This window comes from Mesorhizobium sp. B3-1-6 (genome assembly GCF_006439555.1).
Taxonomy (GTDB): Bacteria; Pseudomonadota; Alphaproteobacteria; order Rhizobiales; family Rhizobiaceae; genus Mesorhizobium.
This window is the reverse complement of record NZ_VFTM01000018.1, coordinates 41,444-67,826: the sequence shown is the minus strand read 5'-3', so window position 1 is coordinate 67,826 and position 26,383 is coordinate 41,444. Positions and strand designations below refer to the sequence as shown.

Here is a 26,383-nt window from a genome sequence, read left to right as displayed (position 1 = left end):
TGAGGCCTGGCGGAATAGCTTCGCTTGGCCCCACTGCACGATGTCGTCGATAACTCAGAATCGTCCCTGATTCTGACAATAGCTACGACTTGTCCTTTCGTCACGAGTGAGAAAGGGGCGGAGCGAGTGAGTGGAAATCGGCCAGCTTCGCAAATCTCATCAATCGTGGACAGCCAGCCGGCAGTGGACCCTGTCGTAGCACTATCGCTCGATTGGATTCATGCGCACGTTGCGATGTTGGCCTCGGGCGTGCGGCAGCAGCAGACGGAGGAAGATCTTTTTGAGAGCGGTGCGCCCTTGTCTACGGGCGATGTCATCGTGCGCGGGGAGGGGAATATCGCCAATCCGCGCGATGTCGATGCGCGGACGGCGGAGCAGGATGATGCTGAGAAGGCCGACGCCCTGTTGGCTGAGATCGCGGCGACGCCCGCACGATCGTTGGCGGGGGTGATCGCCAAGCTTGCGGTCGTGGTTCGGGAAGCGAAGGACAACACCGACATCGTCGAATTTCCGCTTCCGCAGATCCGCTCTGCATTGGCCGACCTGCGGCGTCTCACTCATGACGCGATATGCGACAAGCCGGCCGGCTGGCCCGCCGGCGACCAATCAATCGGGTCGCTATTAGAGCAGCCCGCCTCGTCTTTTGCGGCCCGGCGCGCATTCAGCGCGTGGAGCCAAGGTGATGACGAGGCCTATCGCACCTGGACGAACACATTCAAAATACTGCAGCGCGCAAGCCAATAGGCCTCGCTGGGCCCTGGCCTGATCGCTCGTTGCCGGGTTCTCTCCTCGTCCATTCGTCAATGACGGAATCCAAGGATTTCGCTGAACGCCGCGTCCCCCTATCAGATCCTTGAGAAGGGAAGGACGCGGATGAAGCCGGACACATCGCAGTGGCGTGACCCACAGGCATATGCATTCATCAAAGGCGCCGCCGCCGATGAGATTGCCTGGGAATTCCTGCGACGCAATCCGCAATATCAGCAGGACTTCGCAACCTCGCGCTCGGCTAAGGCGATGCGCGCATTCCGCAAGCGCTGGGGTTTGCAGTTTCGCCGCCCGGCCTGACCGGTCCGCGGTCGAGCAGCCCGTCTACTGGGCGCCTGAGATTGACCCTGGGGTTGTGAACCTTGTCGAGGTTCCGCCGGATCTGCAAACGCGGGAGGGCAGCGCCTTCGACGTACCGCTGGCCGGAGGCCGGCGTGACGAGGTCGGCCTTCATATGCGTTCGTCGCCTGGCATGCAACTGGCGCTTCTTGGCGGCACGAAGCCAGGCGAACCGCTCGCCGCCATCATACCGCTGGACGACATGGCGCACGACCGGCTGCAAGCCATCGAGCGGTTCATCCGCTCCATCCACAGGCAGCACCTTCCCGACGCCCGCTTGACCGCGGCCCAGCGCCGGCGCCTCGGCCACATGCTGCGATGCCTCGATGGCCGGGAAGAGCAGGCATCCCATTTTGAAGTCGCGACCGCCTTGTTCGGTCGGCGACTGGTCAGCGCCGCCGACTGGCACGACTCGGCTTTTCGATATCAGACGCATCGTCTCGTGTGCGACGGCTTGAAGATGGTCGAGCGCGGCTATCGCCAATTGCTTCGTGCGCGACGGCGTCATTCCTGACACGGTTTCGACGCCGCCTGGTTCACTTATTACGTTGTCTGCAGGCCGAGGCCTACGATATGGAGTGAACGGGGTTTTTGATGCACTTTCTACGTCACCTGGAATCGGACATTCAGGTTAATCATAGGCGGTGGCCTAGATTCGGTAGAATCTTTCGGCGTTGGAGCAAAGCACAGCGACGCGCTCAGATTCGGACATATCCTGAACGACGGCGCGAATGGTGGAAATGATCTTTGCCGGCGTTGCAAAGAGTAGATCCACTGGCATGTTGGTCCCTACCATCGTGCGCCCAGAGCCGAAGGCGTCCAGCACATGATGCAGCAGCGGCAGCGTTGTCTCGGGCGACCAAGCCGGTGCACCCAGACCGAAACCGCACAGCTTGACGCTGACGTTCGGCGCTTGCGCGAGACGGCTGATCGTCGAACGCCAACCGGCCAGTCCTTCGGCGCTGCGATCGGCCACCATGCCGAAATGTTCCAGCACGATCGTCGTGTCCGGGAACGCTCTAGCAAGCGCCAGCGCCATGTCCATCTGCGGCCAGTAGAGCTGCAGGTCGAAGCTCAACCCGAGCGGCGCCAGGCGGGCAAAACCTCGCCGCCATTGCGGGCTGTCCATTAGATCCGGACTTGGCGCGCTGCGAAGACGCGGATCGTCGTGCCAGTTCAGGATCTGTCGGATGCCGCGCACGCGCGGAAAGCCGGCATGGGCCTCCAGCAGGCGCTCGGCAGCGGGAGCGGCGAGATCGGCATAGGCGACGATCGCATCCGGCATGGCCTCCCGCCTCGCCAGCGTGCTCAGCCAGCGCGTCTCGTCGAGCGGATCCGCCGGATTGCGGCCGTTCTGGACATGCACCGTCTTGACGATGCCGAGTCCTTCCATGTCGCGGTGGTAGTCGGCCGGGAGGTAATCGCGGCGGATCGGCGTCAGCTCGCCTTCCAGCGGCTCCGGGCGGTCGGGATCGAGCCACGGATAAGCGGCATCGGAGAGGCTCTGGAAATGCTGGTGCGTATCTACGATCGCCCAGCTGTCGTCGGCGGGCGTCATCCGCGCTTTCTTGTCCATTGGTCGGCGAAGACAGCCAGAATGACGACCGCGCCCGACGCCACATATTGCCAGAAGGACGGCACGTTCATCAGGGTCAGCCCGTTCTGCAAAGCGCCGAGCGTCAGCGCGCCGATCAGCGATCCGAGCGGATTGCCGACGCCGCCGAACAGACTTGCCCCGCCGATCACGGCCGAGCCGATCGCCTGCAACTCGAAACCGCTGCCGCCGATCGGTTCAGCAGCGCCGATGCGCGCGATCAGCACGAAGCCAGCAAGGCTCGAAAGCACGCCGGAGACCGTATAGACGGTAACCTTCACCCGTTCGATGTTGACGCCCGAGAGCCGCGCTGCCTCCTCATTGCCGCCGATGGCGATGATCTGCTCGCCAAGTGCTGTGTAGCGGACCAAGAGGTAGGCAAGGGCCGCGACCGCCAACGCCAAAAGCACGGGCGTCGGGATGTCGAGCAGCCGGCCGGCGAAGATGGAGCGGAACTCCTTGGCCAGTCCGTAGATCGGCTGGCCGTCCGTGTAGATCAGTGCGGCGCCCCTGAAGATGCTGAGCGTGCCGAGCGTCACGATGAAGTCGGGCAGCTTCAGCTTCGCGATCAGCACGCCGTTGAGGACGCCGCAGACCAGCCCGACCAGCAATCCGGCGCCGATGCCGGCCAGCAGCCCATTCGAAAGCATATCGGCCGCCACCATGCTGGACAGGCCGACGACCGAGCCCACCGACAGGTCGATGCCCTTGGTCATGATGACCAGCGTCATGCCGACCGCGATCACCGCGTTGATCGAGGATTGAAGCATGATGTCGATTAGGTTCGATGGCTGATAGAAAGTGCTGTTGAGCACCGAGAACATCAGGAAAAGCGCCGCGCAGCCGATCGCCACGCTTGCCTTGCGCAGCGTATCGCCGCGCCGGGGCGCCGCCGGGCTTTTCTTCTCGGCCTTGTCCGTGCGGGGAAGGGAAATGAGTTCGGTCACGGATTGTCCTCTCTGGCAGCGAGCGCGATCAGCCGCTCCTCGGTCAGGCCGGCATCGTTGTCGACCATGGCGCGCAACCGGCCGCCGCTAACGATGCCGATGCGGTGGCAGATGAGCAGAAGTTCCGGCAGTTCGGACGACACGACCAGCAGCGCCGCGCCATCAGCGGCGAGTCGGCGCAGCAGCGCATAGATTTCCGCCTTGGCGCCGACATCGATGCCTCTGGTCGGTTCGTCGAACAGGAAGACACGCGCGCCGGTCGCCAGCCAGCGGGCGATCACCACCTTTTGCTGGTTGCCGCCGGAGAGGTTGCGCATCTCGGTGCTGATCGACGGCGGCCGGATATGCAATTCGTCCACGTAGCGCTTGACCGCTCGCCGTCTCTCGGCACCCTTGATCACGCCGAGCGAGGCAAAACGGCCGTGATTGCCAAGGCCGAAATTGCGCTGGACATCCGTCATCGGCACAATGGCATGACCTCTGCGGTCCTCGGGGATCAGCGCGATGCCGGCCCGCATTGCGTCGGCCGGCCTGCCGAGCGTCACGCCCGTACCCGCGACATTGATTTCGCCACCCGACAACGGATCGATGCCGAATGAGGCGCGCAGGACGGCCGAGCGTCCCGAGCCGACAAGGCCTGAGAGGCCGACGATCTCGCCGGCGCCGACCGACAGGCTGACATCCTTGATCCGCGCGGTGGAGACGCCGCGCAACTCCAGCAGCGGAGCGCTGTGGACCGGCGCCGGCTTTTCGGCGCTCATCTCGCGCGACAGCTCGCGGCCGGCGATCAATTCGTTGAGCCTGGCCTCGGAATAGTCGCCGATCGGACCGGAGGCGACGACTTCGCCGTCGCGCAGGATCGTCACCCGATCGGCTATGGCGCGGATCTCGTTCATGCGGTGCGAGATGTAGACGATGGCCTTGCCCACCGCCTTGAGGCGCCGGATGACGGCGAACAGGCTTTCCTGCTCGGCCGGCGTCAGGCTCGATGTCGGCTCGTCGAAGGCGATGATGCGGCCGCCGCGGGCAAGCGTGCGGCTGATCTCGACCAGTTGCCGGTCGGCCATGCCGAGCGCCGATACGGGCGTGTCGGTCCTGAGATGCGGCGCGAGGTCGTCGAGGATCGCGCGCGCCTCGCGGCGGAAGCCGGCGCGCGGAACGAGCCTCAGCCCGCGCGTGCGGCCAAGGAAGATGTTCTGGGCGACGTCGAGCTGCGGCACGAGGCTGAGCTCTTGGCTGACGAGGCCGATGCCCATGGCCAACGCGTCGCGCGGGCCGCCAATGCGCACTGCGCCGATCGGATCGAGCGTGATCCTGCCTTCGTCCGGCTGCACGATGCCGAACATGATCTTCATCAGCGTCGACTTGCCGGCGCCGTTTTCGCCAAGCAGCGCATGGGCCTCGCCGCCGCGCAGGTCGAGATCCACACCTTTCAGAGCCTGGACGCCGGCGAAGCGCTTGGCGATGCCGGTCATCCGAAGTGCGGGAGGACGGCTTACGCCGTCCTCCGCCTGGGAGATTGCATTGCGCACTGAGACGGCCTCAGTTGGTCTTGGGATCGGGAAAATCCTTGACGTTGTCCTTGCTGATAACGGCCTGGGGCGAAAGGACCCACTGCGGAATGGCCTGGCAGCCGAGAAGCCGCAACGCCATCTGGACGCCAAGCTGGCCCTCCTCGAAGGGAAACTCCGCCACGGTTGCGCGCATCTCCCCGGCGCCGACCGACTTCTTGGCTTCCCGGATACCATCGGTGCCGACGACCGCGACTTTTTCGAGGCTGCTGCCGCTGGCGACGGCTTCGACCACGCCGAGCGCCATGCCGTCATTGTTGGCGTAGATGCCGACAAGGTCCGGAGTCTGGCGAAGGATGTTCGAGGTCGCGTTCAACGCGGTCAGCCGGTCCCAGTTGCCCGGCTGGCTCGCGACGAGTTCCAGATTGGGATACTTCTTCAGTTCTTCCTTGAAGCCCTGAATGCGCAGGCGTGCATTCGGCGACCCGGCGGCACCCTCGATCTGGGCGACCTTGCCGCCGTTCGGATAGGTCTGGTGCAGGAAGGCGGCCGCCTTGGCGCCGATGGACACCTGGTCGGTGCCAATATAGGTGCTGGCGCCTTCGGTGCGCGCGTCGTCAATGATGACGGTCGGGATGTTGGCGGCGCGCGCCGCTTCGATCACCGGGGCGAGGTTTGAATCGGACTGCGGCGAAAGCAGCAGCGCGTCTGGCTTCTGCGACAACACTGTCTGGGCAAGGTTGAGCTGCTCGATCATCGAGCTTTCGTCCTTGGCGGCCTGCACATCGACGCTGATTTTGTATTTTGATGCCTCGGCCTTTGCGCCGGCCGCGACATCCTGCCAGAACTCGTTGATCAGCGTCTTGGTGACATAGGCGAAGTGCAGTTCCTTCTTGGGCGCCGGTATCGCGCCGAATTCCTTCCCGACGGCCGTCGATTCGATCTTGTCCATCTTGGCCGTCGGATAGGCTGGGCAGCTGTCGTCGGCGAAAGCGGGGGTCGCGCCAAGAACGGCGAGCGCAGTCGAGGCGGCGAACACGCCGCTTATCCGTAGTTTCATCGAATTTCCTCCCATTAGGTACCGGATCACCTCCGGAAATTCCTCTTCCCTGTAGACCCGAGCGCCACGGCCTTCACCTCTCGCCTGCAAGCGCTCCGACTGTTCACGACTTCACCGTGTTGCAGCAAGTTGGAAATTAGAGCATTTGATCTGTTAGATTCAAATTAGAAGCCCTATCCGATTTTTTAGCCAGGCTTAACGAAAACTGATATGGCTTGGGCGCTTGCTGCGCGGAGGAAAGATGCAGATCCCGGTCAAGGCCATTTGGGTCTTTCATGCGGCGGCCCAGGCCGGCAGCATCTCGCGCGCCGCCGAGGAGTTCGGCGTGACGCCGTCGGCGGTCACCCAGCAGATCCAGGCGCTCGAGGTCCAGCTCGGCGTCAGCCTATTGACCAAAATGGGGCGTCGCGTCGTGCTGACGGAAGCGGGCGAGCGTTATTTCGCCACCATCACCGACGAGATCGAGCGCATATCCGAGGCCACCAGCACCATTCGCGGCTACCGGTCGGTGACGATGCTGACGGTGCGGGCAACACCGACGCTTTCCAACAAATGGCTGCTGCCGCGCCTTGCCTCCTTCCTCGACCAGAATCCGGAACTGGAAATTCGCCTCGACGGCACCAATGAGCCGACAGATTTCAATCGCGAGCTGGTAGACCTCGAGATACGGCATGGCGACGGGCGCTGGCCGGGCCTTTTCGTCGAGGGCATGGCCGAGGAGAGCTTCATCCCGGCCTGCGCCCCTGCGCTGGCGGCGGCGGGCAGCCTTCGCGCCGAGGATTTGACGCGGTTCCGTCTGATCCATTCGGTGAAGTCGCAGGCGCAATGGCCGGCCTGGTTCAAGCTGGCGGGCACGCAGCCGGCGCAAAGATGGCGCCGCATCCTGTTCGACCGCTCCCACATGGCGATCGATGCGGCGCTCGACGGGATGGGCATCGCGCTGGAAAGCAGCATGATGATGGAGCGCGAACTGCACGACGGCCGGCTCGTCTGCCCCGTCCCCGATCCTCCTTCGCTGCGCATCGTAACGCAATGGATCGTGTGCCCGCGTGACCATTTGCGGCACAAGAAGGTGCGGCTGTTCCTCGATTGGCTGCGTGCCGAACGCGACGCGTTGCCAGGCCAGCCGGCATAAAGACAAAGCCACCAAGCAGGGTTGGGCCTTCAATTATTGTCGGTGGTCGCGCGCTCATCGCGCACTTGATAACTTTACGACTTTCTGTATTTGTGTGAAAAACTCGAGGTCCGAAGGTTCGCATGCTGTCCCGTTTCGCCACCCGATTGAACTCGTTCGCCTCCGCGCCGCACCTGCAATGGCCGGACCTCTCCGGCAAGCCCAGCATGATGCAGATGGCCGAGCGCGCCGCCACCGTCCGTGGTCTTACCGATGTGGATCTGAATTTTCCCGACCATGTATCTGGCGAGCCGGCGGAAATCGCCCGGCGCATCGGCGGCCTCGGCCTGTCGATCAACGGCCTTGCCATGCGCTACTACACCAACCCGGCCTTCAAACGCGGCGCCTTCACCAATCCGGACGTGGCGGTAAGGCGCGAGGCTATCGACCTGACCAAGCGCGGCATCGACGCGGCGCGCGCCATGGGCGCCGACCTGATGACGATCTGGCTCGGCCAGGATGGGTTCGACTACAATTTCCAGCTCGACTACGGACACGCCTGGGACTGGGAGGTGGCTGGCATCCGGGAAGTGGCGGAGCACGATCCGGACTGCCGCGTCAGCATCGAATACAAGCCCGACGAGCCGCGCGCGCAGTCGCTGCTGCGTGACGCGGCGACGACGCTGCTGGCAATCGCCGAGGCCGGTTCGCCCAACCTCGGCGTCACCATCGATTTCGCGCATGCGCTCTATGCCGGCGAGCAACCGGCGCTTGCCGCGCATTTGATCAACCGCCGCAGCCGGCTTCTCGGCGTGCATCTCAACGACGGATACGCCAAGCGCGACGACGGGCTGATGGTCGGCGCGGTGCATCTGCGCTCGACCTTGGAACTGCTTCACCAGATCCGTCGCGACGGCTTCGACGGCGCGCTCTACTTCGATACCTTTCCCGATATGAGCGGGCTTGATCCCGTCGCCGAATGCGAAGCCAACATCGCAACCGTGCGGCGATTGCTGGAGATCGCCGACGGGCTGGCCGGGGACAACGGCCTTGCCGACGCGCTGGCCCGTCAGGACGCGGTGGCCAGTCTGCGGATCGTCAACAGGGCCCTGATCGGCGCATGAGGAGGCGATGCGCAGGCCTGGGAAGGTCATGATGCCGGGGGAAAACACATGAGCCTGCCGCTTGGCGATCCGAGAACCATCGGACCGCGCATCCGCATGATGATGCCGCATCTCACGCCGCTGGAGGGGCGGGTGGTCGACATGATCCTCGGCCGGCGCGATTTCGGCGAGCACACGTCGCTCAAGACCGTGGCCGAAGACGCCGGCGTGTCGGAGGCCATGATCGTCAAGATCGCCAAGAAACTCGGCTTCGACGGTTTCAAGGATTTCCGGGCCGGCCTTGCCGGCTACAACCGCCTGCCGACCGCCGAACTGCATGAAGAACTCTCGCCCGACGACACCGATGCCGAGATCGCGCGCAAAGTATTTCGCACCTCCGTCCACGCGCTCGAAGAGACGCTTGCCATTCTCGATCCCGAGGCGCTCGAGCGTGCGGCCGACCTGATCTTCGGTGCGCGCCAGCGCGACCTCTATGGTGTCGGCGGCTCGGCCCAGATCGCTCGCGACGTCGCGCACAAGCTTTTGCGCATCGGCGTGCGCACCAGCGTCTTCGACGATGCGCATATGATGTTGATGTCGGCTTCGCTGCTGGGAGAGGGCGATGTCGCCATCGCCTTCTCCCATTCGGGAACCAGTTCGGCGGTGATCGAGCCCATTGAGCTAGCGCGCCGACGCGGCGCGCGCACCATCGCGCTCACCAACTATGCGACGTCGCCACTCGCCTCGGTCGCCGACGTGGTGCTGTGCTCGACAGCCCAGGGTTCGCCGCTCCTGGGTGAGAATGCTGCCGCACGCATTGCCCAGCTGGTCATATTCGATGCCGTCTTCGCCGCGGTCGCGCGGCGTGACCTGAAGGCGGCTGAGCGCAACCTCGCCGCGACCATGGGCGCGGTCGCTGGCAAGCGGCGCGGAGCATGAGTAGCTCGGCTCGCCCCGTCGTCGTTGTGGTCGGCAGCCTTCACTACGACATTATGGTCGAAGCGCCCGACCGTCCGCGCAGGGGCGAGACGGTGACCGGCTTCGGCTGGCGGCCGAAGTTCGGCGGCAAGGGTGGCAATCAGGCAGTCGCGGCGGCAAAGGCCGGCGCCGACGTGCGCATCGTCGGCGCCGTAGGCGACGATGATTTCGGCCGGTTTCTTCTCGCCAACCTTACCGCAGACGGTGTCGACGCTTCGCGTATCGCCCACACTGCCGGTCGCGGGTCGGGCATGAGCGTCGCCATCAGCGACAGCGGTGGGGATTATGGCGCCGTGATCGTCTCGGGCGCCAACGCTGCCCTCGATCCCGAGAGCCTCGACGACCTCACGCTTTGGCGAGACGCGGGCATTCTCATCCTGCAGAACGAAATGCCGGATGCCGTCAACCTCGCCGCCGCGAAGGCCGCAAAACTGGCAGGCGTGCCGGTATGCCTCAACGCCGCCCCGCACCGATCGCTCACGGACGAGTTCGTCGGGCTCGTCGACATGATGATGGTCAACGCGATCGAGGCCGAACAGTTTTGCGGCTGCCCGGTCGGGGATATCGCCTCGGCGGTCTGCGCGGCCAGGCTGCTCTCAAGCCGTTTTGCCACAGTGGTGGTGACGGCGGGCGGAGAGGGCGTGGTCGGCCTGCAACGCGGCCATGAGCCGGTCGTGGTGCCCGCCATTCCTGTCCGGTTGATCAGCACGCATGGCGCCGGCGATGTCTTTGCCGGAACCTTTGCCGCGGCGTTTGCTGCGGGTAGCGCTTTCGCTATGTGTCTCGATCTCGCGAACCATGCCGCCGCCAGGCACGTCTCGACCTGACGCTATGCCGGCCTGGGTGCTTCAATCTTTAGCGCAGCTAAACGATCCAGCTCACTTTCTAAATTGAGCTAACAGCTCTCCCGCAATACGAATGTAGCGGTTCGGCAAAAAACAGGGCCGGACAATCGGCAGCAAGGCTTGCCGGGGAGGCAATTGCGCCATTGCGAGGAGGTGTCGAGCGCCTTCGCAGTGTGTCCACGGTAAACCGGGACACGAAGGCCTTTATGCGCCTCGCCGAAGGCTGGGTCGTGCCGAATTCGGTGATGTAAAGGATACGGACATGAATCTTTATACCCTGCTTGCCGCGCGAGCGGAGCGTGGGCGCCCGGTTCGGGTGGGCCTGATCGGCGCCGGCAAGTTCGGCTCGATGGTGCTGTCGCAGGCGCAACGGATCGCCGGATACCATATGGTCGCCGTGGCCGACCTGAACGCCTCCAAGGCGCGGGACTCGCTTCAGCGCGTCGGCTGGCTGGCCGCGCGGTATCAGGCGAAGGATGCCGGCGAAGCGGTGAAGAACGGCACGACCTTCGTCACCGACGATGTCGCCGCCCTGCTTGCCTGCGAGGAGATCGAATGCGTGATCGAGGCGACCGGCCATCCGATTGCCGGAACCCGTCATGCGCTCGCGGCGATCGAGGCCGGCAAGCATGTCGTCATGGTCAATGTCGAGGCGGACGTCATGGTCGGACCGATCCTGGCCGAAAAGGCTCGCCAGAAAGGCGTCATCTATTCGATGGCCTATGGCGACCAGCCGGCGCTGATCTGCGAGCTGGTGGATTGGGCGCGGGCGACCGGCTTCGAGGTGACGGCGGCCGGCAAGGGAATGAATTTCGAGCCGCGCTACCGTTATTCCACGCCCGACACGGTCTGGGGCTTCTTCGGCTGGAGCGAGGAAGAGGTAGCCAAGGGCGACTTCAATCCGAAGATGTACAACTCTTTCACTGACGGCACCAAGGCGGCGATCGAGATGGCGGCGGTCGCCAATGGCACGGGTCTCGACTGTCCCGATGACGGGCTTGGCTTCCCGCCCTGCGGCCTGCACGATCTTGCCAAGGTGTTCCGCCCAGCCGCCGATGGCGGGCGCATGGCGCGCTCGGGCCTCGTCGACATCGCCGCCAGCCAAGAGCCGGACGGCCGCGAGGTGTTCAACAACATCCGCTACGGCGTGTTCGTCACCTTCAAGGCGTACAACGAATATTCGCGCGCCTGCTTCAAGCAATACGGCCTGTTGACCGACCCGTCGGGCTGGTACGCCTCGATGTGGCGGCCCTTCCACATTATCGGGCTGGAAACCTCAGTCAGCGTGCTCTCGGCCGTCTTGCGCAACGAACCGACCGGCTCGTCGAAGGAATTCCGCGGCGATGCCGTGGCGACGGCCAAGAAGGACATGCAACCGGGTGAGATGCTGGACGGCGAGGGCGGCTATGCAGTCTGGGCGAACGCCATTCCGGCTTCGATCAGCCTTGAGCACTCGGCACTTCCAATCGGGCTGGCGCACAATGTGCGGCTGAAGCGCGCCGTCAGGAAAGACCAGATCGTCAGCTTCAACGACGTCGAGTTGGTGAACGACCTCGATGTCGTGAAGTTGCGCTGCGAAATGGAAGAACGCTTCCGCCCGACGCCGAGCGTGGCCGCCTGATCGTACCGGAAGGAAAGTCATGACCAAGCGCAGTGCGCCACCCTTCGTAGTGATCCCCGAGTTTCGCGTCAGGCCGCAGGTCAAGACCGCGTTTCTCGACGCCGCCCTGGACGACGCCCGCCGTTCGGTTGCCGATGAGGCTGGATGCCGCCGCTTTGACGTCGTCTGTCCTGAGGATGCCGAAGAGACGGTGTTATTCTACGAGGTATATGACGATCGCGTCGCATTCGAAGAGCACTTGCGAACCCCGCATTTGATGCGTTTCCGGGCGGCCATGAAGGCGCTCAAGGTCGAAGAGACGGTCGTTCGCTTCGCTTCCCTCGAGAATTCCTGAGCCGAGCGTCCGCGCGTTAGGAGCGCCGGAATGACCAGTACAAACAAGATGCGCATCGGCTTCATCGGAACCGGCATCATGGGCGGCCACATGGCCCGCCGGCTGGCGCAGGCCGGCTTTGGCGTGACGGTCTGGAACCGCAGCCCGGACAAAGCCGAAGCGCTCAGGCACTTCGGTGTCGCTGTCGCCGCCGAAGCCGCTGAGGCGGCACGAGACGCCGATGTCGTGATCGCGATGCTGAGCTCGGGGCCGGTCTGCGACGAGGTGCTGTTCGGCACCAATGCCGCGGCCGACGCAATGTCGCCGGGGTCGACGCTCGTGGTGATGAGTTCCATCCCGGTCGAGACCGCGCGCAGGCAAGGAGATCTGGCGGCGAAAAAGGTCATCCGTTACGCCGACGCTCCCGTTTCCGGCGGTGAGAAAGGCGCGGGTGAAGGGACGCTTGCCATCATGGCGGGCGGTGAAGCCGCCACCATAGACGCGCTGAGCCCCATCTTTGCTCCGTTGGGGCGCGTCACGCATATCGGTCCGGTCGGTTCCGGCAGCCTTGCAAAACTCGCAAACCAGCTGATCGTCGCCAGCAATATCTGCGCGGTCGCCGAAGCGCTGCTGCTGGCGGAGCGAGGCGGCGCCGACCCGGCGCGCGTGCGCGAGGCGCTGCTCGGCGGCTTTGCCGACTCGACCGTGTTTCGCCAGCACGGGCTGCGCATGATTGAGGCCGATTTCGCGCCCGGCGGTCCTGCGAAATATCAGATCAAGGACACAGGTACGGCCCTGGCGCTCGCCGCATCGCTCGGACTGACGCTGCCTGTTGCCACCGAGGTCGACCGGATTTTTCGCAGCCTCGTCGATAATGGCGGGGGCGACCTCGACCATAGCGCAGCAATCGTCGAACTGCGGCGGATGAACCCGCGATAGGCCCCAAACCCGCCAATTGGCTATGTCCGTCAGTCAATATCTCTCAAGTAGGCAAGGGCCGGCGGAAAGCGGCCGGCGCTGATGCATTCGTTCGCTTCGCTTGAAGAGGTTTCGGGTCGTGCCGGGGATCGGACGATCCGCCTTATGTGTCGGAATCGGCAAGGTCGAGTGAATCAGCCAAGAAGCGTCACACCTCAACCTAGAACAAAAAAGACGCCGTTTTTTGGCGAGGCTTTTGATCAGAGATCCGCACCGATGCGCAGCTTCCATTGCCAATCCATGGCTCGCATCTCCGAGGAGCAAGCCCACGATCTGATCGGACATTTTTGGCACCGATTGGGAAGTCCTGCTCAACGAAGCCCATTTTATGAAAGAACTTGAAGGCCGCCTTGGGGAGGTGAAAGAATCGTAGGCGCTGCCCCGGCGGGATTGACCGCTGGGGTATTCAGGAACGGACTATCAGTCGGCGCCTCGCAGTTCCTTGATTATTTTGCAGAAATTGTCGTGTCGCTTGGCGATGGTATCATCGCCGCAATCCTTCTTGATTGACATCTGATCCTCTTTGCTCATAGCGAGCCAAGCTTTCTTGAACTCGTTGCCAGGCTGATGGTCTCCATGCCGGCCCCTGGGCTGCAGGGCTTCGACGGCGTGCTGCTCGGCAGTGAGTCAAAGCCGGTGAGTGAGGGCTTGGAAGCCGAACTAGACGAAAGCGGGGTGGAGAAGGGCGACAAGCAAAGAGCCATTCCTGTCCGCAGCATCGCCCTCGCTCTCGCCAGTTCAGCTTCGACCTTCGCGTTTTCCTTTTGTCTCAGTATTGTCGGCGGCGATCAAGCGGCGCAGGTACAACGATCCGACCGCTTTGAAATCGGTAAAACCGGAGCATCGTAGGCCTTAAGTTTGCCCGCGAACCGCCCCTTCCGCCGGCGCACCTTCTCCACCGGTTTGGCTCCTCGCTAGCGCCCAAGCCCGCTCGCCTTCGCCAACTCCGTGCGCTGAGCAGCATAATTCGGCGCGACCATTGGGTAATCGCGCGCAAGGCTCCGCCTCTCGCGGGATTGGTCCGGCGAGATTGTGGATCTCGGCGGGACTGTCGGCTTTGGGCATTCGAAGCAGGCCCGGCGATTTTTCTCTCCTCACTCTCATGCCGACTGGGCAGACGCCTCACTCTTACTCCGCGGCAGCCTGCAGTTGCTTCCGGCGCACCGGCTGGCGGCGGCGGTGGGTGGGTTTGAGCGGGACCGCCGGCTTGTCGGATAGGGCGCCGGTCACGGCGCCGACCATGTCGAAGGCCACGAAGTCGGCGTTGAGCGTGCTGGCGAGCTCGGCCGCGGCCTTGCCATCGCCATTGCCGACCTCCGACCAGAATACGATGCCGACGCGCAGCTGCGGTTCAAGGCGCTTCAGCCGGCGCACCATAAAGCGCGCGTGCTGGGTGGACTGGCGGTTGAGGAAGCCGATGAGGACGGCGTCGGCGGCCTTCAGGTCGAGGCGGCGGATAGCCGAAGGTTCGAGGTCTACGAAGCTCGCCTTCGACACCGAGGCGCCTTGTACTTCCAGCACCTGCGCCAGCATTGCGGCGGCCGCATCGTCGAGCTCGCCGCGCCCGCCGGTGCAGAGAACCGCTATGCCGGAGCCGTCCGGCAGGTCGATATCTTCCTCGTCGTCTTCCTCGGAAGGCTTGCTATCGGCAGCCTTCTTGTCAAACACCTTCTTCTCCGCCGCCTTCTTGTCTGTTGCCTTCACGTCCGCCTCAGCCACCTGCTCTGCCTCTTCCTCCTCAGCCTCCTCCTGGGCGCTGTCGTCGAGATTGGCGACCAGCGTCTTGGCGCTGTCGGCAACCTGCCTGCGCTGCTCGTCATCCATGACGCCGCGCCCCCGGTCCTGCTCGCCAAGCAGAAGCGCGGGGATGGCGACCTGATCATAGAACTGGAACAGATATTTTTCCTCAAGCATCTCCTCGGCATGGTCGGTCGCCTCATCGGGATCGCCGGCCAGCAGCCGCTGGTAGAGTCGAGCATGCGGCTCCAGCACCGGTTCGTTACCGAACAGCACGTCGAGGAACTCGAATTGCGGCACATGCCGCCCGAGCACCACCAGGCAGACTGTGAGCGGCGTCGACAGCACCAGACCAATCGGCCCCCACAGCCAGGTCCAGAAGATCGCGGCCACGACGATTGCCAAAGGCGACAGGCCGGTGTGCGAGCCATAGAGCCACGGCTCGATGACGTTGCCGGTGATGAGCTCCACGACGATGAAAAGCGCGACGGTCCACAAAAGTAGCGACCAGCCGGGCGCCACCGCCAGCGCCAGGAACAGCGGCAGCAGCGCGCCGACGATCGGCCCAATATATGGCACGAAGCGCAGCGCGAGCGCCAGGAGGCCCCAGAGCAGCGCGTTGGGAATGCCAAGCACCCATAGCCCGACGGTGATGGGCACGGCGTAGACGGTGTTCACCACCAACTGCATCAGCAGATATTGGCCGACGCGCTTGCCGGCATCCTGCAGGGCCTGCGTGGTGCGATGGAGATCGCCATAGCCGACGAGGCGGATGAAGCGGTCGCGCAAATCCTCCCGCTCCATCAGCATGAAGATGACGACGATGATCACCAGGCCGGCGGAAGCCAGTGGACTGATCAGCGGCCCAATCAGGTTCTGCAGTACTTCGAGTGGCCTTTCATGCGCGACGACCTCCACCGGAATCGGATTGCGCTTCGGCGCTTGGGCGGCCGAAGGCAGCTGCGGTTCCTGGCGGTCGATCTCTTGGCCGACGCGTTCGATGACGCCACTGAGGCGCGAGACGATGCCCCCGCCGAGGCCGTTTTCCTTCAAAGCGCGTACCTTGGTCAGGATGTTGATCTGGTAGACTGGGATGTTCTGCGCGAGATCGCTGACCTGGGTGGCGACGATGAAGGAGAACAGCGACAGCGCGGCAAAGGCCCCCACCACACAGGTGATGACGGCCGCGATGCGCGGGACGCCCGCGCGCTTCAGCCAGGACACGACCGGCGCGATGGCGAAGGTCAAGAGCAGCGCGACCGCGATCGGCAGAAACACCTCGCGCCCGAAATAAAGCGCGGCGACAGTGGTGAGGACGCTCGCCACTGTCGGCAGCACCGTGCGCGGATGGCCTCTGGAAGCGGCGAGCAGGCTCGCCAGCCTCGGCTCCGACACTCCATTACGACGATTGGCCGCCATCATCGAGCCTCCACACTGCCTGGCAATGATCCGAGGTATTCGCCGCGTGCAACGCGCCGTGGCGCGGTCGGTTGCAGATGCGCTAATAAATAGCTTGGGACATGTTTTTATGCGGAGGAAGCAATTTTTCGGATCAGGGCCCGGCGCGTCGGCCTGCAGACGCTGAGGTGATTTCCGCATCTCCCCAAAGCGGACATCTGACGTCATTAGGTGGAAGGTCTTTAGAGGAACGCCTTGAGCGCTGCTGCGAGACCAGTCGGATTTTCTTCCGCCACGTGATGGCCACTCTTGAGCCCATACCCGCTTACATCCTCGGCCCAGTCATTCCAAATCGCGACAGGATTTCCATAGATCCGCTCAAGATCGTCATCGGTCGACCAGAGGCAGAGCATTGGGCAGCGCACCTTTCGACCCGCTTCTCGATCCTCGCGGTCATGAAGATGGTCGATACGGATGCCTGCCCGGTAATCTTCAACCGTGCCATGGACAACAGCGGGGTCATGGATAAGTGAAACCAGCTCCTCATACGCATCGGCGTCCATGGTGCCTGGAAATAGGGAATCGTACCAAGCCATAGGATCAGCCAAGATAGCTCGTTCGGGTTTATCTGGCTGGGCAAAAAAACCAATGATACCAATCACGGGCAAATTCCCAGTCGGCGCGTTCGAGATGTTCTATAACTGGCAATCCGTCCACGGTGATCAGCTTGGAGACCCTCTCAGGGTGGTCCATCGCCAATCGGAACGCGACTAAGCTTCCGCAATCATGGCCCGCCACGGAGAAGGTGTGGTGTCCCAGTTTCCCCATGGCCTCCAACAGTGCCGAAGCCTTGACGCGTTTTGAAGAGAAAGTGCTGTCGGGATCGTCCGGAGGTATGAATGATCGACCGAAGCCCGGAAGGTCGGGACAAACAATTGTGAATTCTTCCGCAAGTAAGTCAGCAACCTTTGCCCAGGTCGTATGGCAACGCGGATGACCGTGGATGAGGAGAAGCGCAGGACCGTTTCCGCCGTGGCGAACTCTGATCCTTCCGCCTTGCGTCTCGATCATCTCGAGTACAAAATTTTCGAACATGGCATTCCCGGCCCACGAACGGGGAGATCGAGCAACTCCCCAGCCAGGTGAAAGTTCACGACGAACAGAACGTCGAGAACGATCGCAATCGGGGTTTCGGCGTACTCTACAGGCAACGACCGCTCCCGCGGTGCGGGTACTCGCCAACCGCTCGGTAGTCAGACTGTCAACGTGACCTCATTGGCGCGCCGTCCGTCTCCCTTGGACTTGGCTATATCGCTGGGCTTGCGCTTTGTGAGCGCAACGCATTGACATGACACTGTCAGTGGATCGGCACGTCTCGGCGAGCGCTTCAGCCGAGGATCAACTCAAGTAAGGGGTGGTGACCGGACCCTATGCCCGACTAAACGATGCAGGCCCTTGATACAGCGCGTCGCGCCGTTGTTGTGGATACGTCGACGTTAACTCTTCGCTTCATCTCTATCGACAGCCGGTGCCTTCGTTGCCGCTCCTGCGTCATTTCACAGAGCGCACCAACGACCTCTCGAACGGGCTGATCTGGCCGAAGGACGGCTGAAGCCTCGACCGACTATGCCGCAATGGCGCGTCGCGAGTTTCTTCCCCTGGGCGAAGCCCATTCCTCGCGCAACCAAGAAACGCGCGCCTGCCCTATCCTGCGCTTTGCTGCGGTCGCAAGCGATGCGGCAGCGGTCGCCTTCGGCCTCAAGATCGCCGTCGAGGCCGCATGGTGCGGGCTCGGAAACGAGAACGGAGACTGAAAATGGCTACCATCGGCACCTTCAAGAAGACCAATGCGAACGAGTTCACCGGCGAGATCGTCACCCTCAGCGTCCAGGCCAAGGGCGTGCGCATTGTCCCCGACACCCGGGCCAGCGGCGAGAACGCTCCAAGCCACCGTGTGGTGGTCGGCAAGGCCGAGATCGGCGCCGCCTGGTCCAAGCGCTCCAACGAGGGCCGCGACTATCTCGGGCTCAAGCTGGACGACCCGAGCTTCACCGCTCCGATCTACGCGAACCTCTTCGCCGACGAGGAAGGTGAGGGCCACAGCCTCATCTGGTCCCGCCCCAACCGCCGCAACAGCGAGTGAATTGGCAGACGCCTCGCCCGGACCGGGCGAGGCGTCCTTTGTTCGCGCGAAAGACGTCCGCGCCGCCGGTTTATCCGACCGGGTTCCTGTTACAGGATGCGCTGCTTGATGCACGATGGCGCGAAGGTGATTGAGCGGCGGCTATATTGCTGCACGCGTCGGCGGCACTGCCGAAGACCTCTTAGCGGTGCGAAATAGCGCCCCTCAATTGCACACCTGATCACCATCCCCTTGCTCCTCCATCCTGGCCATCGATCGCCGTTCAACCGCAACGGCCGGAAGGAGACACCTCATGAACGCCGACGCCGCGCCACTGCCGCCGCGCTACCTGCGCACTTCGGAAGCGGCGCATTTCCTCAGTCTCTCGGCGCGTACGCTTGAGAAACATCGCACCTACGGCACCGGGCCTGCCTATCGCAAACTTGGCGGCCGCGTCGTCTACGCCGTCGACGACCTCCAGCTCTGGGTTCAGCGCGGCGCGATGACATCGACATCCGATCCGCATGGCTCGGTGCTGCCCGCCAAGCCTCAGGCCGCCCGCCTGATCCCCTATGCCGGGCGCGAAAGGCGCTGAGCCGCTGATTCCCCCCAATGTCGGCACGACCACGCCCACCATTGGAGCGCGAACAGCTCGACCTGTTCCAGGCGCTGCCGGGCGTCGTCGCGCCACGCGATGCGCAGGACCTCATGGCCTATCCGTTCTTCTCCCTCGCCAAATCCAGGCGCGTCGCGCCGATCGACTTTCATGCCGGCGATGTGGCGATCCGTGTCGAAGCGATGCCCGATCACGGCATGGCGACGATCTGGGATGCCGATATCCTGATCTGGGCCGCGAGCCAGATCGTCAGCGCTCGGGATGCCGGATTGCGCACCTCGCGCCTGATGGCCGCGACGCCATACGAAATGCTTACCTTCATCGGCCGCGGCGTCTCCAAGCGAGACTACCTGCGCCTCAAGGCGGCGCTCGATCGCCTGCAGTCGACAAGCGTCGTCACCTCCATCCGCCAACCCGCCGAGGGCCGGCGACATCGCTTCTCGTGGATCAATGAATGGCAGGAGCGCTCCGGCCGAGACGGCCGCCCGCTTGGCGTCGAAATGATCCTGCCCGATTGGTTCTATCGCGCCGTCATGGACGACGCGCTGATCCTGACCATAGATCGCGCCTATTTCGGGCTGACGGGCGGGCTGGAGCGGTGGCTCTACCGGCTGGTGCGCAAGCATGGCGGGAGGCAGCGCGCCGGCTGGCGTTTCGACATCCGCCACCTGCATCGGAAGTCCGGCAGCCTCTCGCCGCTCAAGCGCTTCGTCTTCGAGCTGCGTGACATCGTGCGCCGCCAACCGCTTCCCGGGTACCTTCTGTTCACGGAGGTCGAAGCCAGCGGCCGTGTGTTGTTGGCTTTCGAACCGGCGCCGACGCCTGTTGACAGGATCGTGCCATCAGGAACCCGAACTATCGTGCCATCGGGAACCGTATCCTCGTGCTTTCGGGAACCGCCACCGGCCTTAAGGGATGAGCCGGAAAAGGGAAATCGCGCTCCTAACTTTGAGTCTAACTCCCAATCTAACATTCTTGCGGGCAAGCCGCGGACTGGCGCTGGGGAGCAGAAGCGGCGGTTTGTCGGTCGACGCGATGGAGACGACGCATGACGCGGTCTCCTCAATCGACGGCGCGCGGCGGCCTCACCACGGTCGAACTGATCTGGATCGAGAAGCGGATCGAGCATCGCATCCGCTTCGGACGCCCTGCGCATGAAACGATCCTCGACAAGCGGCGCCGCGTCGTCGGATTTGCGCCGGGCAGTGTCTTTGCGTTCGTCCGCTGGGCGGCGAATGACTTTGGCACCGTCGTTTCGCGCATCGACATCGTGCGCGTCGTCTTGCCCGCTGAACCTTTTCAGACGCTGCCTTACATCCGGCCAGGCGGCGAGATCCTGCTCAAGATCGCAAGCTGGGACAAGGTTGAGCGGGTTCTCCAACTGATCGATGCGATCGAGGCGATCGGCCTCGATCCGGCCGAGGCCGCCCCTGATTACTGGCGGCAGACCCACAACCGTCTGGTTGCCGGCGGAACGCCGCGTGCCTACTCGCTCGAACAGCACCGGGCCTATCTGTTGCGCAAGCGAGCTGCCTCATGAGCCGCGCCGCTTGCATGGCCGCGGTGCTTGCGGCTGTCGCCGCAACGGTCGCTCCGGCTTTGCTCGAGATGCCGCCGCTGCTGCTATGGAACGCATCGGCCAGCGCTCCAATCGGACTCTATGCGGTCAGGAACATGGCCGTTCCTACGGCTGGCGCGCTCGTTGTTATCGAGCCGCCAGAAATCGTCGCCCGGTTCGCCGCCAAGCGTGGCTACCTTCCGCTCGGCTTGCCGATGCTGAAGCACATCGAGGGACTTCCTGGACAGGACGTTTGTCGTGTTGCTGGCGTCATCACGGTCGACGGGATTGGAACGGGCACCGCGCTGGAGCGCGACCGCAAGGGACGCGCGCTGCCTGACTGGGGGGGCTGCCGCACGATCGCCGCCGACCAAATCTTCGTCATGAACCGGAAGGTCCAGGACAGTCTCGACGGCCGCTACTTCGGCCCGTTCCCGGTGAGCTCGATCGTCGGACGCGCAACACCGCTTTGGACCGACGAGAGAGGCGATGGCCACTACACCTGGCTCGCTCCCGCGAACTGAAATTCAGCCCAGCCAACATGAGCAAGGAGATAGTTCATGGCCGAGATCGGCGTCTTCCAGGAAACAGAATCCGGTTACTCCGGACGCATTCGAACACTGCTCGTGGACCTCGAACTGGTGCTTGTCCCGATCAGGACGTCCAGCGGCAATGCGCCGGATTTTCGTATCCACATCGGCGATGGCAGCGGCCCCGAGGTCGGCGCGGCCTGGAAGGAAACCGGGCAGACGGCTGGCGACTATCTGTCTTGCCGATTGGAGGATCCGCTGTTTGGTCGACGCTTCCGCGCCGGTCTCTTCCGATCCGATGACGGGTCCTGGTCGCTGCGCTGGATCCGGCCGAAATGGCGGCCGGAGCGCGCTCGATGAGCGGGCCGTCGGCGCCGAATTGCGCGCACGAACGCCGTCCCGTCAGTTGCTTGCCTAGTCGGAGGCAAGCACGTTGGCTTGTCGCTGGCACCCTGATCCTCTGCCACGCGATCACGGGGGCCGCCGCACAATCCGCGCCGGTCTCCCACAAATCGGCGGACGATCCTTATGCCGCGCATATCGCCGAGGCGTCGCATCGCTTCCGCGTTCCTCAGCTCTGGATACGGGCAGTCATGCACCTCGAGAGCGCCCGCGACCCACGCGCCGTGTCGCGAAAGGGTGCAGTGGGTCTGATGCAGATCATGCCCGAAACCTGGGCCGAGCTGCGCTTTCGTCACCAACTCGGCAGCGATCCCTATGATCCGCACGACAACATCCTTGCCGGCACCGCCTATCTTCGCGAGCTCTATGATCGATACGGTTCACCGGGCTTTCTCGCCGCCTACAATGCGGGGCCGGCGCGCTACGAAGCTTCCTTGAGGGGCCGCCCGCTGCCGGCTGAAACCCGGGCCTATGTTGCAAAGCTCCGCCCTTTCTGGGGCGGCGGTGATGCGCCCGGCGCGCTCACAGCCGGCCATGCCAAGGCGGTCACTTGGAAGGTCGCGCCGCTGTTCATAGTGCGGTCCGGGTCCCTAGCCGGTTCCGGTCTTTCGTCCGGCGAACACGCTTCTGTCGAGGTCTCATCGTCACCGCCGGTGCGCAAACTTTTCGCGGCCAGTTCGCAGCCGCGCCAACTGTTCGCTGGCTCCGACGTACGGACATCGCAGCGATGACGAAGTGTCCGTCAAATCGCCCCGCGGCATCTCTTTGGACGTCGCAGCCTTTGAGGCGCATAGGGCCCGAGGCAACAACCGAGGGATGGCAAGATAAAAGGGCGCACATTGTGCTGCGGTCGGTTGGTTGCATTTGCTGGGTTTTTTGCCGCTTCCCGCACATTGCAGCGGCTCGGGGCAATGTGCTGGGAACATGCAAATCATTGTATTCGCTGCGCAAATGGCAAGGTGAGGAGGGGTGCCGTGTCCGATGAGCACGAGTTCCGCATCCGTCCGGGCCGCATTCGCTCGACGCGAGCCCAATCGTCGCGGCCCTTCGTCGCCCAGGCGCTTGCGGCGGCGCAAAAGGCTGGCGGCAGCGTGTCGCGATCAGGCCGGATCGGGACAGGCAACAGTTCGCGGTTCGGGCGGGGCAGGGCAGCGAGCCTTCAGGCCAATCGCTTCCTCACCGGCCGCTCCCGCCTCGTCACGATCAAGACCCGCGTGGTTCGCCATTCGAAACGTGGCGCGCCGCTGGCGACCCACCTCAACTATCTGCGGCGCGAGGGGGTCACACGCGACGACGCGAAAGCCCGCATGTTCGGACCGGAGGTCGACGATGCGTCGATCCCGGATTTCGTCGATCGCTGCAAGGGCGACCGGCATCATTTCCGGTTCATCGTCTCGCCCGAGGATGCCGCCGAGATGGCCGACCTGAAATCCTTCACCCGTGATCTCATGGGTCGCATGCAGAAGGATCTCGGCACGTCGCTCGACTGGATCGCGGTCGACCATTGGAACACCGACAACCCGCATGTCCACGTCATCCTGCGCGGACGGGCCGACGACGGTCAGGACCTGGTGATCTCGCGCGACTACATCAGCCGCGGCATGCGCGATCGCGCCAGCGAGCTCGTCACGCAGGACCTTGGCCCCCGGTCGGATCTTGAGGTCCGCCGGCATGTCGAGCGCCAGGTCGAGGCCGAGCGGTGGACCGGGCTGGACCGCCAGTTGCTCCGCGACGCACGCGACAACGGCGTCATCGATCTAGCACCGCGTGCCGATCGCCAGCCTGACGAATTCATCGCGCCAAAGATCGGGCGGCTGCGCAGGCTGGAAACGCTGGGCCTCGCCGAGCAACTCGGTCCTGGCCAATGGATGCTCAGCGAGAGAGCCGAGGCGACGCTGTGCCAGATGGGTGAGCGCGCCGATATCATCAAACGCCTGCATCACGCATTCTCAGCCCGCGGCATCGAACGCGCGAGCGCCAGCTATGTGCTGGCCGCAGAGACCATCGGCGAGACGATTAGCGGCCGTCTGATCGAGCGCGGACTGGATGACGAACTGAGCGGCAGTGCCTATGCAATCATCGATGGCGTCGACGGTCGTTGCCATCACGTGCGGCTCGCCGATCTCGAGGCGGCGGGCGACGGTGCGCCGGGTGCGATCGTCGAACTGCGCAAATTCGAGGACGCTCAGGGACGCCCGCGGCTGGCGCTTGCCGTGCGCTCCGACCTCGATGTCGACAGACAGGTGGTTGCTGAGGGGGCAACCTGGCTCGACCGGCAGGCGCTTGCCCGTCCTGCGGCGGCTCTTTCCGACGGCGGCTTCGGCGCCGAGGTGCGCCAGGCGCTCGATCGGCGCGTCGAGCATCTGATCGGACTAGGGCTGGCTGAGCGGCGGCCGGGCGGGACCGTTTTTGCCGGAAACTTGATCGACACGCTGCGCCGAAGGGAGCTCGAGGCGCTGGGCGGCAGGATCGCGACCCAGACCGGCCGCTCGTTCAACCGTGCGGCAACCGGCGAATCCGTGTCCGGCACCTACAGCCAGCGCTTCGCGGTTGCGTCCGGCCGATTCGCGATGATCGATGATGGCCTCGGGTTCCAGCTCGTGCCCTGGACGCCTTCGCTCGAGAAGCATCTTGGCCAGCATGTCAGCGGCAGCACTCGCGGCCACGGCGGTGTCGATTGGAGCTTTGCCCGCAAGCGCGGGCTAGGTCTCTAGCAGCTGAAAGAATGGATGCTGCCATGTCCGCCGCCAAATCCTTTGGGAGCAGATCCCCACGGTTTTCCTGAGCGTGGTGTTGACGACTTCGACGGCGACACAATCGCGGCATGGAGACTTGGCGTTCGGCCGCACCTCGGGCCGCGCTGGTCGATCGCGCCGGCTTGCCCGTCCACTTATGCGCCTGCGCGCGCAGGAGGCGGGCGAACGCTACCAGGCCTTCATCACGGTGCGAGACGGCCTGGCGAAAGGGACGAAGCTGCGCCAAGATTTCGGAAGTTAGCGATGCCGTGGGTCCGAGAAGAGGCAGTCTTAGCTGCGCCGCAGGGGATGTCGATATCGAATGTGCGGTCGGGCAGCCCAGAATTCTTGTCCGGCCGCCCTCTGAGCTTGATCAGCGTGTCTCGGCGAGGATGATCGCGCGCCTGATTATCGCCGATCTGACCGACTCGACGAGCTGCGCGGGAAAGTGACGTGGCAACGAAGAAATCACGGCCTCGGTCCGCCTCTCGGCATTTTCGGAGATGTCTTCGAGGACCTTGCGCATCAGGGACGTCCCCACGCCGGAAACGTCGGCGGTCTGCATGAAATGGCGGGGCACAATTTCATGTATGGAATAATGCCGGCTCTTGCCGGCAGACATCGCCAGCTTGAATTTCTTGCGAGGGATCTGGCCAGCATCAAGGCTGGGCTGCGCGGTTAGCACGTCATAGAGCGGCGTCATCCGAAACCGCCCGCCGGGCCCGAGAAAAATGCTGAAATTCTTGGCGTGGCCGTCGGTCGCGCCAATGAGCCAGAATATTATGCAAGCACGCAAAAACAGCGAGATGTCGTCTTCGGGCCGGTCACTGCCCTTAAGAAGCTCGATAATCGACGGCATGCCGGGACCGCCCTCTGACTGGTACTTGCGTGTCGGCGGGACCGACAGTGCTTGACACATATCCTCCTGTGGTAGGCGCATGAGACGGCCATCCCTGGCCCACAACCGATCGAACCGCTCGACGATCAGCGTACGGCGCTCCCCGAAGTCGGCGATCTCAGTTCTGGCGGCGGGAACGCCGAACGCGTCGATCAGCTTAAGGCACAGATATTCGTTCTCAACGCTGTTGGAGAGATCGATGCCATTCGGCAACCTGCCGATCTGCGGTTTCAGGATGTGGGTGGTCGCCGCCGTGCCGACCGGCTTGTACCAGCGTCCGTTCTTGCGTAGCAGCGCCGTCTTTTCCTGGGCGCCCGCGATCGAGATGCGGAAATCTTCATCCTCGCCGAGGCCAAGTGGGGCGACCGCGAGGTTTGCGATTATCCCGGCGATATCCTTTTTGCTGGCCGGCTTGCCGTCGCTGCTACCAGGACTGCCGGGATCGACGCCATCAGGCAGGAATTGCAATGCGCCGACGCAGTCATGGCCCAGGGCGGCAAGCATGCTGTAGGCGTCGGTGCCATCCGCCCCGACGCGTTCAGCAATACGCTTGCGGATGGCGTCATTGTCGGGAAGCAGGTTGTCGAAGACATTGACTACAGGCGCGCCGATATAGCGGTCCTCCCGCAAGGGAAGCGAAAGCGAGACAGGGAAGGTACCGTGCCAGTCCAGCCATTCGCGGGCATATTGAAAGTCCACGGCGCCGGTGGATTGCCTGCGCAGCACGCCCACCAGCCGACCGTTCACGAAGACATTGAGCGGCGTGTGAGCCGGTCGCCGCGCCATCAGAACAGGTCCGCGATCTCGGTCGCGCTGCTTTTGCTGCGCGGGCGAACGACGAGTTCAAGGTCGAGGGCGGAGAGCGCAGCCATCAACGTACTGAGCTGCACTGCCGGCTCGCCGGCTTCAAGGCGAGACACGGTGGCCTGACGCAGGTGGATCCGGCTGCCAAGCGTCTCTTGCGTGAGGTCGGCTTGCCGGCGGGCGCGACGCAGAATGGCGCCGAGTTGCTTTTCGTTACGAGCGATCTGTTCGGTCATGATAGTCTCCTGAGCATATATACGCGATCGCGTATGACTTGGCAATATACGTGATCGCGTATAAATCTACCGTATACGCAACTGCGTATAGAGATCGGATATACGCAATCGCGTATGATGTTTGATGCTCAGATGCGCAATCCAGGAGGACGGCGCCCTCGCTCGCGCCCCGGGCT

Annotated in this window: 28 protein-coding genes and 1 pseudogene; 20 read left to right on the top strand and 9 right to left on the bottom strand. The window is 63.6% G+C overall.

The features are described 5' to 3' along the window. Positions 1 to 165: 165 nt before the first annotated feature. The 3 genes from FJ414_RS17390 (at position 166) to FJ414_RS17380 (ending at position 1,621) form a co-directional block, all read left to right on the top strand. Complete coding sequence (locus tag FJ414_RS17390) at positions 166 to 744, top strand: hypothetical protein (protein WP_246672429.1); 579 nt, start codon at positions 166 to 168, stop codon at positions 742 to 744. Positions 745 to 873: 129 nt separating this feature from the next. Then, positions 874 to 1,068: a DUF6499 domain-containing protein gene (locus tag FJ414_RS17385; RefSeq protein ID WP_140645594.1), complete on the top strand. Its 195-nt coding sequence runs from the start codon at positions 874 to 876 to the stop codon at positions 1,066 to 1,068. A gap of 55 nt (positions 1,069 to 1,123) precedes the next feature. Continuing rightward, the gene (locus FJ414_RS17380; protein WP_140645593.1) at positions 1,124 to 1,621 is read left to right on the top strand and encodes a DUF2285 domain-containing protein; all 498 of its coding nucleotides are present in this window, start codon (positions 1,124 to 1,126) and stop codon (positions 1,619 to 1,621) included. A 135-nt stretch (positions 1,622 to 1,756) separates the two neighbouring features. On the opposite strand, the gene FJ414_RS17375 is transcribed toward FJ414_RS17380, so the two are convergent. From FJ414_RS17375 to FJ414_RS17360, 4 genes are all read right to left on the bottom strand, one after another. Further along, positions 1,757 to 2,665 carry an amidohydrolase family protein gene (locus FJ414_RS17375; RefSeq protein ID WP_181181643.1) on the bottom strand — a complete coding sequence of 303 codons (909 nt, stop codon included), beginning with the start codon at positions 2,663 to 2,665 and terminating at the stop codon, positions 1,757 to 1,759. Continuing rightward, positions 2,662 to 3,648, bottom strand: a complete 987-nt coding sequence (locus FJ414_RS17370; RefSeq protein ID WP_210239672.1) for an ABC transporter permease — start codon at positions 3,646 to 3,648, stop codon at positions 2,662 to 2,664. The genes FJ414_RS17375 and FJ414_RS17370 overlap by 4 nt, the downstream gene beginning before the upstream one ends. After that, positions 3,645 to 5,123, bottom strand: coding sequence for a sugar ABC transporter ATP-binding protein (locus FJ414_RS17365; protein WP_140645591.1), 1,479 nt, complete (start codon positions 5,121 to 5,123; stop codon positions 3,645 to 3,647). The genes FJ414_RS17370 and FJ414_RS17365 overlap by 4 nt, the downstream gene beginning before the upstream one ends. 67 nt (positions 5,124 to 5,190) lie before the next feature. After that, positions 5,191 to 6,219: a substrate-binding domain-containing protein gene (locus FJ414_RS17360; RefSeq protein WP_181181642.1), complete on the bottom strand. Its 1,029-nt coding sequence runs from the start codon at positions 6,217 to 6,219 to the stop codon at positions 5,191 to 5,193. A 241-nt stretch (positions 6,220 to 6,460) separates the two neighbouring features. Here FJ414_RS17360 and FJ414_RS17355 point away from each other — a divergent pair, with 241 nt between their 5' ends. From FJ414_RS17355 to FJ414_RS17320, 8 genes are all read left to right on the top strand, one after another. Then, positions 6,461 to 7,354, top strand: coding sequence for a LysR substrate-binding domain-containing protein (locus tag FJ414_RS17355; RefSeq protein ID WP_140645589.1), 894 nt, complete (start codon positions 6,461 to 6,463; stop codon positions 7,352 to 7,354). A gap of 122 nt (positions 7,355 to 7,476) precedes the next feature. Further along, positions 7,477 to 8,457, top strand: coding sequence for a sugar phosphate isomerase/epimerase family protein (locus FJ414_RS17350; protein WP_140645588.1), 981 nt, complete (start codon positions 7,477 to 7,479; stop codon positions 8,455 to 8,457). A 48-nt stretch (positions 8,458 to 8,505) separates the two neighbouring features. Beyond that, positions 8,506 to 9,375 carry a MurR/RpiR family transcriptional regulator gene (locus FJ414_RS17345; protein WP_140645587.1) on the top strand — a complete coding sequence of 290 codons (870 nt, stop codon included), beginning with the start codon at positions 8,506 to 8,508 and terminating at the stop codon, positions 9,373 to 9,375. Continuing rightward, positions 9,372 to 10,241 carry a PfkB family carbohydrate kinase gene (locus FJ414_RS17340; protein WP_140645586.1) on the top strand — a complete coding sequence of 290 codons (870 nt, stop codon included), beginning with the start codon at positions 9,372 to 9,374 and terminating at the stop codon, positions 10,239 to 10,241. The genes FJ414_RS17345 and FJ414_RS17340 overlap by 4 nt, the downstream gene beginning before the upstream one ends. Before the next feature lie 280 nt (positions 10,242 to 10,521). Continuing rightward, complete coding sequence (locus FJ414_RS17335) at positions 10,522 to 11,880, top strand: Gfo/Idh/MocA family oxidoreductase (RefSeq protein WP_140645585.1); 1,359 nt, start codon at positions 10,522 to 10,524, stop codon at positions 11,878 to 11,880. A gap of 19 nt (positions 11,881 to 11,899) precedes the next feature. Beyond that, entirely contained in the window at positions 11,900 to 12,214 is a 315-nt protein-coding gene (locus FJ414_RS17330; RefSeq protein ID WP_140645584.1) for a putative quinol monooxygenase, read from the top strand. A gap of 30 nt (positions 12,215 to 12,244) precedes the next feature. Then, positions 12,245 to 13,132 carry an NAD(P)-dependent oxidoreductase gene (locus tag FJ414_RS17325; protein ID WP_140645583.1) on the top strand — a complete coding sequence of 296 codons (888 nt, stop codon included), beginning with the start codon at positions 12,245 to 12,247 and terminating at the stop codon, positions 13,130 to 13,132. Positions 13,133 to 13,738: 606 nt separating this feature from the next. Then, a complete protein-coding gene (locus FJ414_RS17320; RefSeq protein WP_140645582.1) occupies positions 13,739 to 14,020 on the top strand; it encodes a hypothetical protein in 282 nt (93 codons plus the stop codon). Between the two features lie 65 nt (positions 14,021 to 14,085). Here the strand turns inward: FJ414_RS17320 and FJ414_RS32005 are convergent, their stop codons facing one another. The 3 genes and pseudogenes from FJ414_RS32005 to FJ414_RS17305 all read right to left on the bottom strand — a co-directional run bounded on the left by FJ414_RS32005 (position 14,086) and on the right by FJ414_RS17305 (position 17,401). Next, the gene (locus tag FJ414_RS32005; RefSeq protein ID WP_140645654.1) at positions 14,086 to 14,202 is read right to left on the bottom strand and encodes a MucR family transcriptional regulator; all 117 of its coding nucleotides are present in this window, start codon (positions 14,200 to 14,202) and stop codon (positions 14,086 to 14,088) included. Between the two features lie 97 nt (positions 14,203 to 14,299). Continuing rightward, positions 14,300 to 16,327 (bottom strand): AI-2E family transporter, encoded by a 2,028-nt coding sequence (locus FJ414_RS17310; RefSeq protein WP_140645581.1) that lies wholly within the window; start codon positions 16,325 to 16,327, stop codon positions 14,300 to 14,302. A gap of 221 nt (positions 16,328 to 16,548) precedes the next feature. Next, a pseudogene (locus FJ414_RS17305) lies at positions 16,549 to 17,401 on the bottom strand (alpha/beta hydrolase). 539 nt (positions 17,402 to 17,940) lie between these two features. On the opposite strand from FJ414_RS17305, the gene FJ414_RS31505 reads away from it, so the two are divergent. The 9 genes from FJ414_RS31505 to FJ414_RS17265 all read left to right on the top strand — a co-directional run bounded on the left by FJ414_RS31505 (position 17,941) and on the right by FJ414_RS17265 (position 24,248). Beyond that, entirely contained in the window at positions 17,941 to 18,120 is a 180-nt protein-coding gene (locus FJ414_RS31505) for a hypothetical protein (protein ID WP_181181641.1), read from the top strand. A gap of 2 nt (positions 18,121 to 18,122) precedes the next feature. Continuing rightward, entirely contained in the window at positions 18,123 to 18,449 is a 327-nt protein-coding gene (locus FJ414_RS17300; RefSeq protein ID WP_176477128.1) for a DUF736 domain-containing protein, read from the top strand. 292 nt (positions 18,450 to 18,741) lie between these two features. Further along, on the top strand, positions 18,742 to 19,023 hold the full coding sequence (locus FJ414_RS17295) for a helix-turn-helix domain-containing protein (protein ID WP_041002472.1): 282 nt from the start codon (positions 18,742 to 18,744) through the stop codon (positions 19,021 to 19,023). 17 nt (positions 19,024 to 19,040) lie between these two features. Further along, positions 19,041 to 20,096, top strand: a complete 1,056-nt coding sequence (locus tag FJ414_RS17290) for a replication initiator protein A (RefSeq protein WP_140645580.1) — start codon at positions 19,041 to 19,043, stop codon at positions 20,094 to 20,096. Then, positions 20,093 to 20,584, top strand: a complete 492-nt coding sequence (locus FJ414_RS17285; protein ID WP_140645579.1) for a DUF2840 domain-containing protein — start codon at positions 20,093 to 20,095, stop codon at positions 20,582 to 20,584. Before FJ414_RS17290 ends, FJ414_RS17285 begins: the two co-directional genes overlap by 4 nt. Beyond that, on the top strand, positions 20,581 to 21,126 hold the full coding sequence (locus tag FJ414_RS17280; protein WP_140645578.1) for a S26 family signal peptidase: 546 nt from the start codon (positions 20,581 to 20,583) through the stop codon (positions 21,124 to 21,126). The genes FJ414_RS17285 and FJ414_RS17280 overlap by 4 nt, the downstream gene beginning before the upstream one ends. Positions 21,127 to 21,162: 36 nt before the next feature. Further along, positions 21,163 to 21,492 (top strand): DUF736 family protein, encoded by a 330-nt coding sequence (locus FJ414_RS17275; protein WP_140645577.1) that lies wholly within the window; start codon positions 21,163 to 21,165, stop codon positions 21,490 to 21,492. Beyond that, positions 21,489 to 22,265 carry a lytic transglycosylase domain-containing protein gene (locus tag FJ414_RS17270; RefSeq protein WP_140645576.1) on the top strand — a complete coding sequence of 259 codons (777 nt, stop codon included), beginning with the start codon at positions 21,489 to 21,491 and terminating at the stop codon, positions 22,263 to 22,265. Before FJ414_RS17275 ends, FJ414_RS17270 begins: the two co-directional genes overlap by 4 nt. A gap of 243 nt (positions 22,266 to 22,508) precedes the next feature. Next, positions 22,509 to 24,248, top strand: a complete 1,740-nt coding sequence (locus FJ414_RS17265; RefSeq protein WP_140645575.1) for a VirD2 family relaxase/mobilization nuclease — start codon at positions 22,509 to 22,511, stop codon at positions 24,246 to 24,248. Between the two features lie 394 nt (positions 24,249 to 24,642). Here FJ414_RS17265 and FJ414_RS17260 read toward each other — a convergent pair whose 3' ends face one another. Both FJ414_RS17260 and FJ414_RS17255 read right to left on the bottom strand, forming a co-directional pair. Further along, positions 24,643 to 25,953, bottom strand: a complete 1,311-nt coding sequence (locus FJ414_RS17260; RefSeq protein ID WP_140645574.1) for a type II toxin-antitoxin system HipA family toxin — start codon at positions 25,951 to 25,953, stop codon at positions 24,643 to 24,645. Continuing rightward, a complete protein-coding gene (locus tag FJ414_RS17255; RefSeq protein WP_140645573.1) occupies positions 25,953 to 26,207 on the bottom strand; it encodes a helix-turn-helix transcriptional regulator in 255 nt (84 codons plus the stop codon). Before FJ414_RS17255 ends, FJ414_RS17260 begins: the two co-directional genes overlap by 1 nt. Between the last annotated feature and the right edge of the window lie 176 nt (positions 26,208 to 26,383).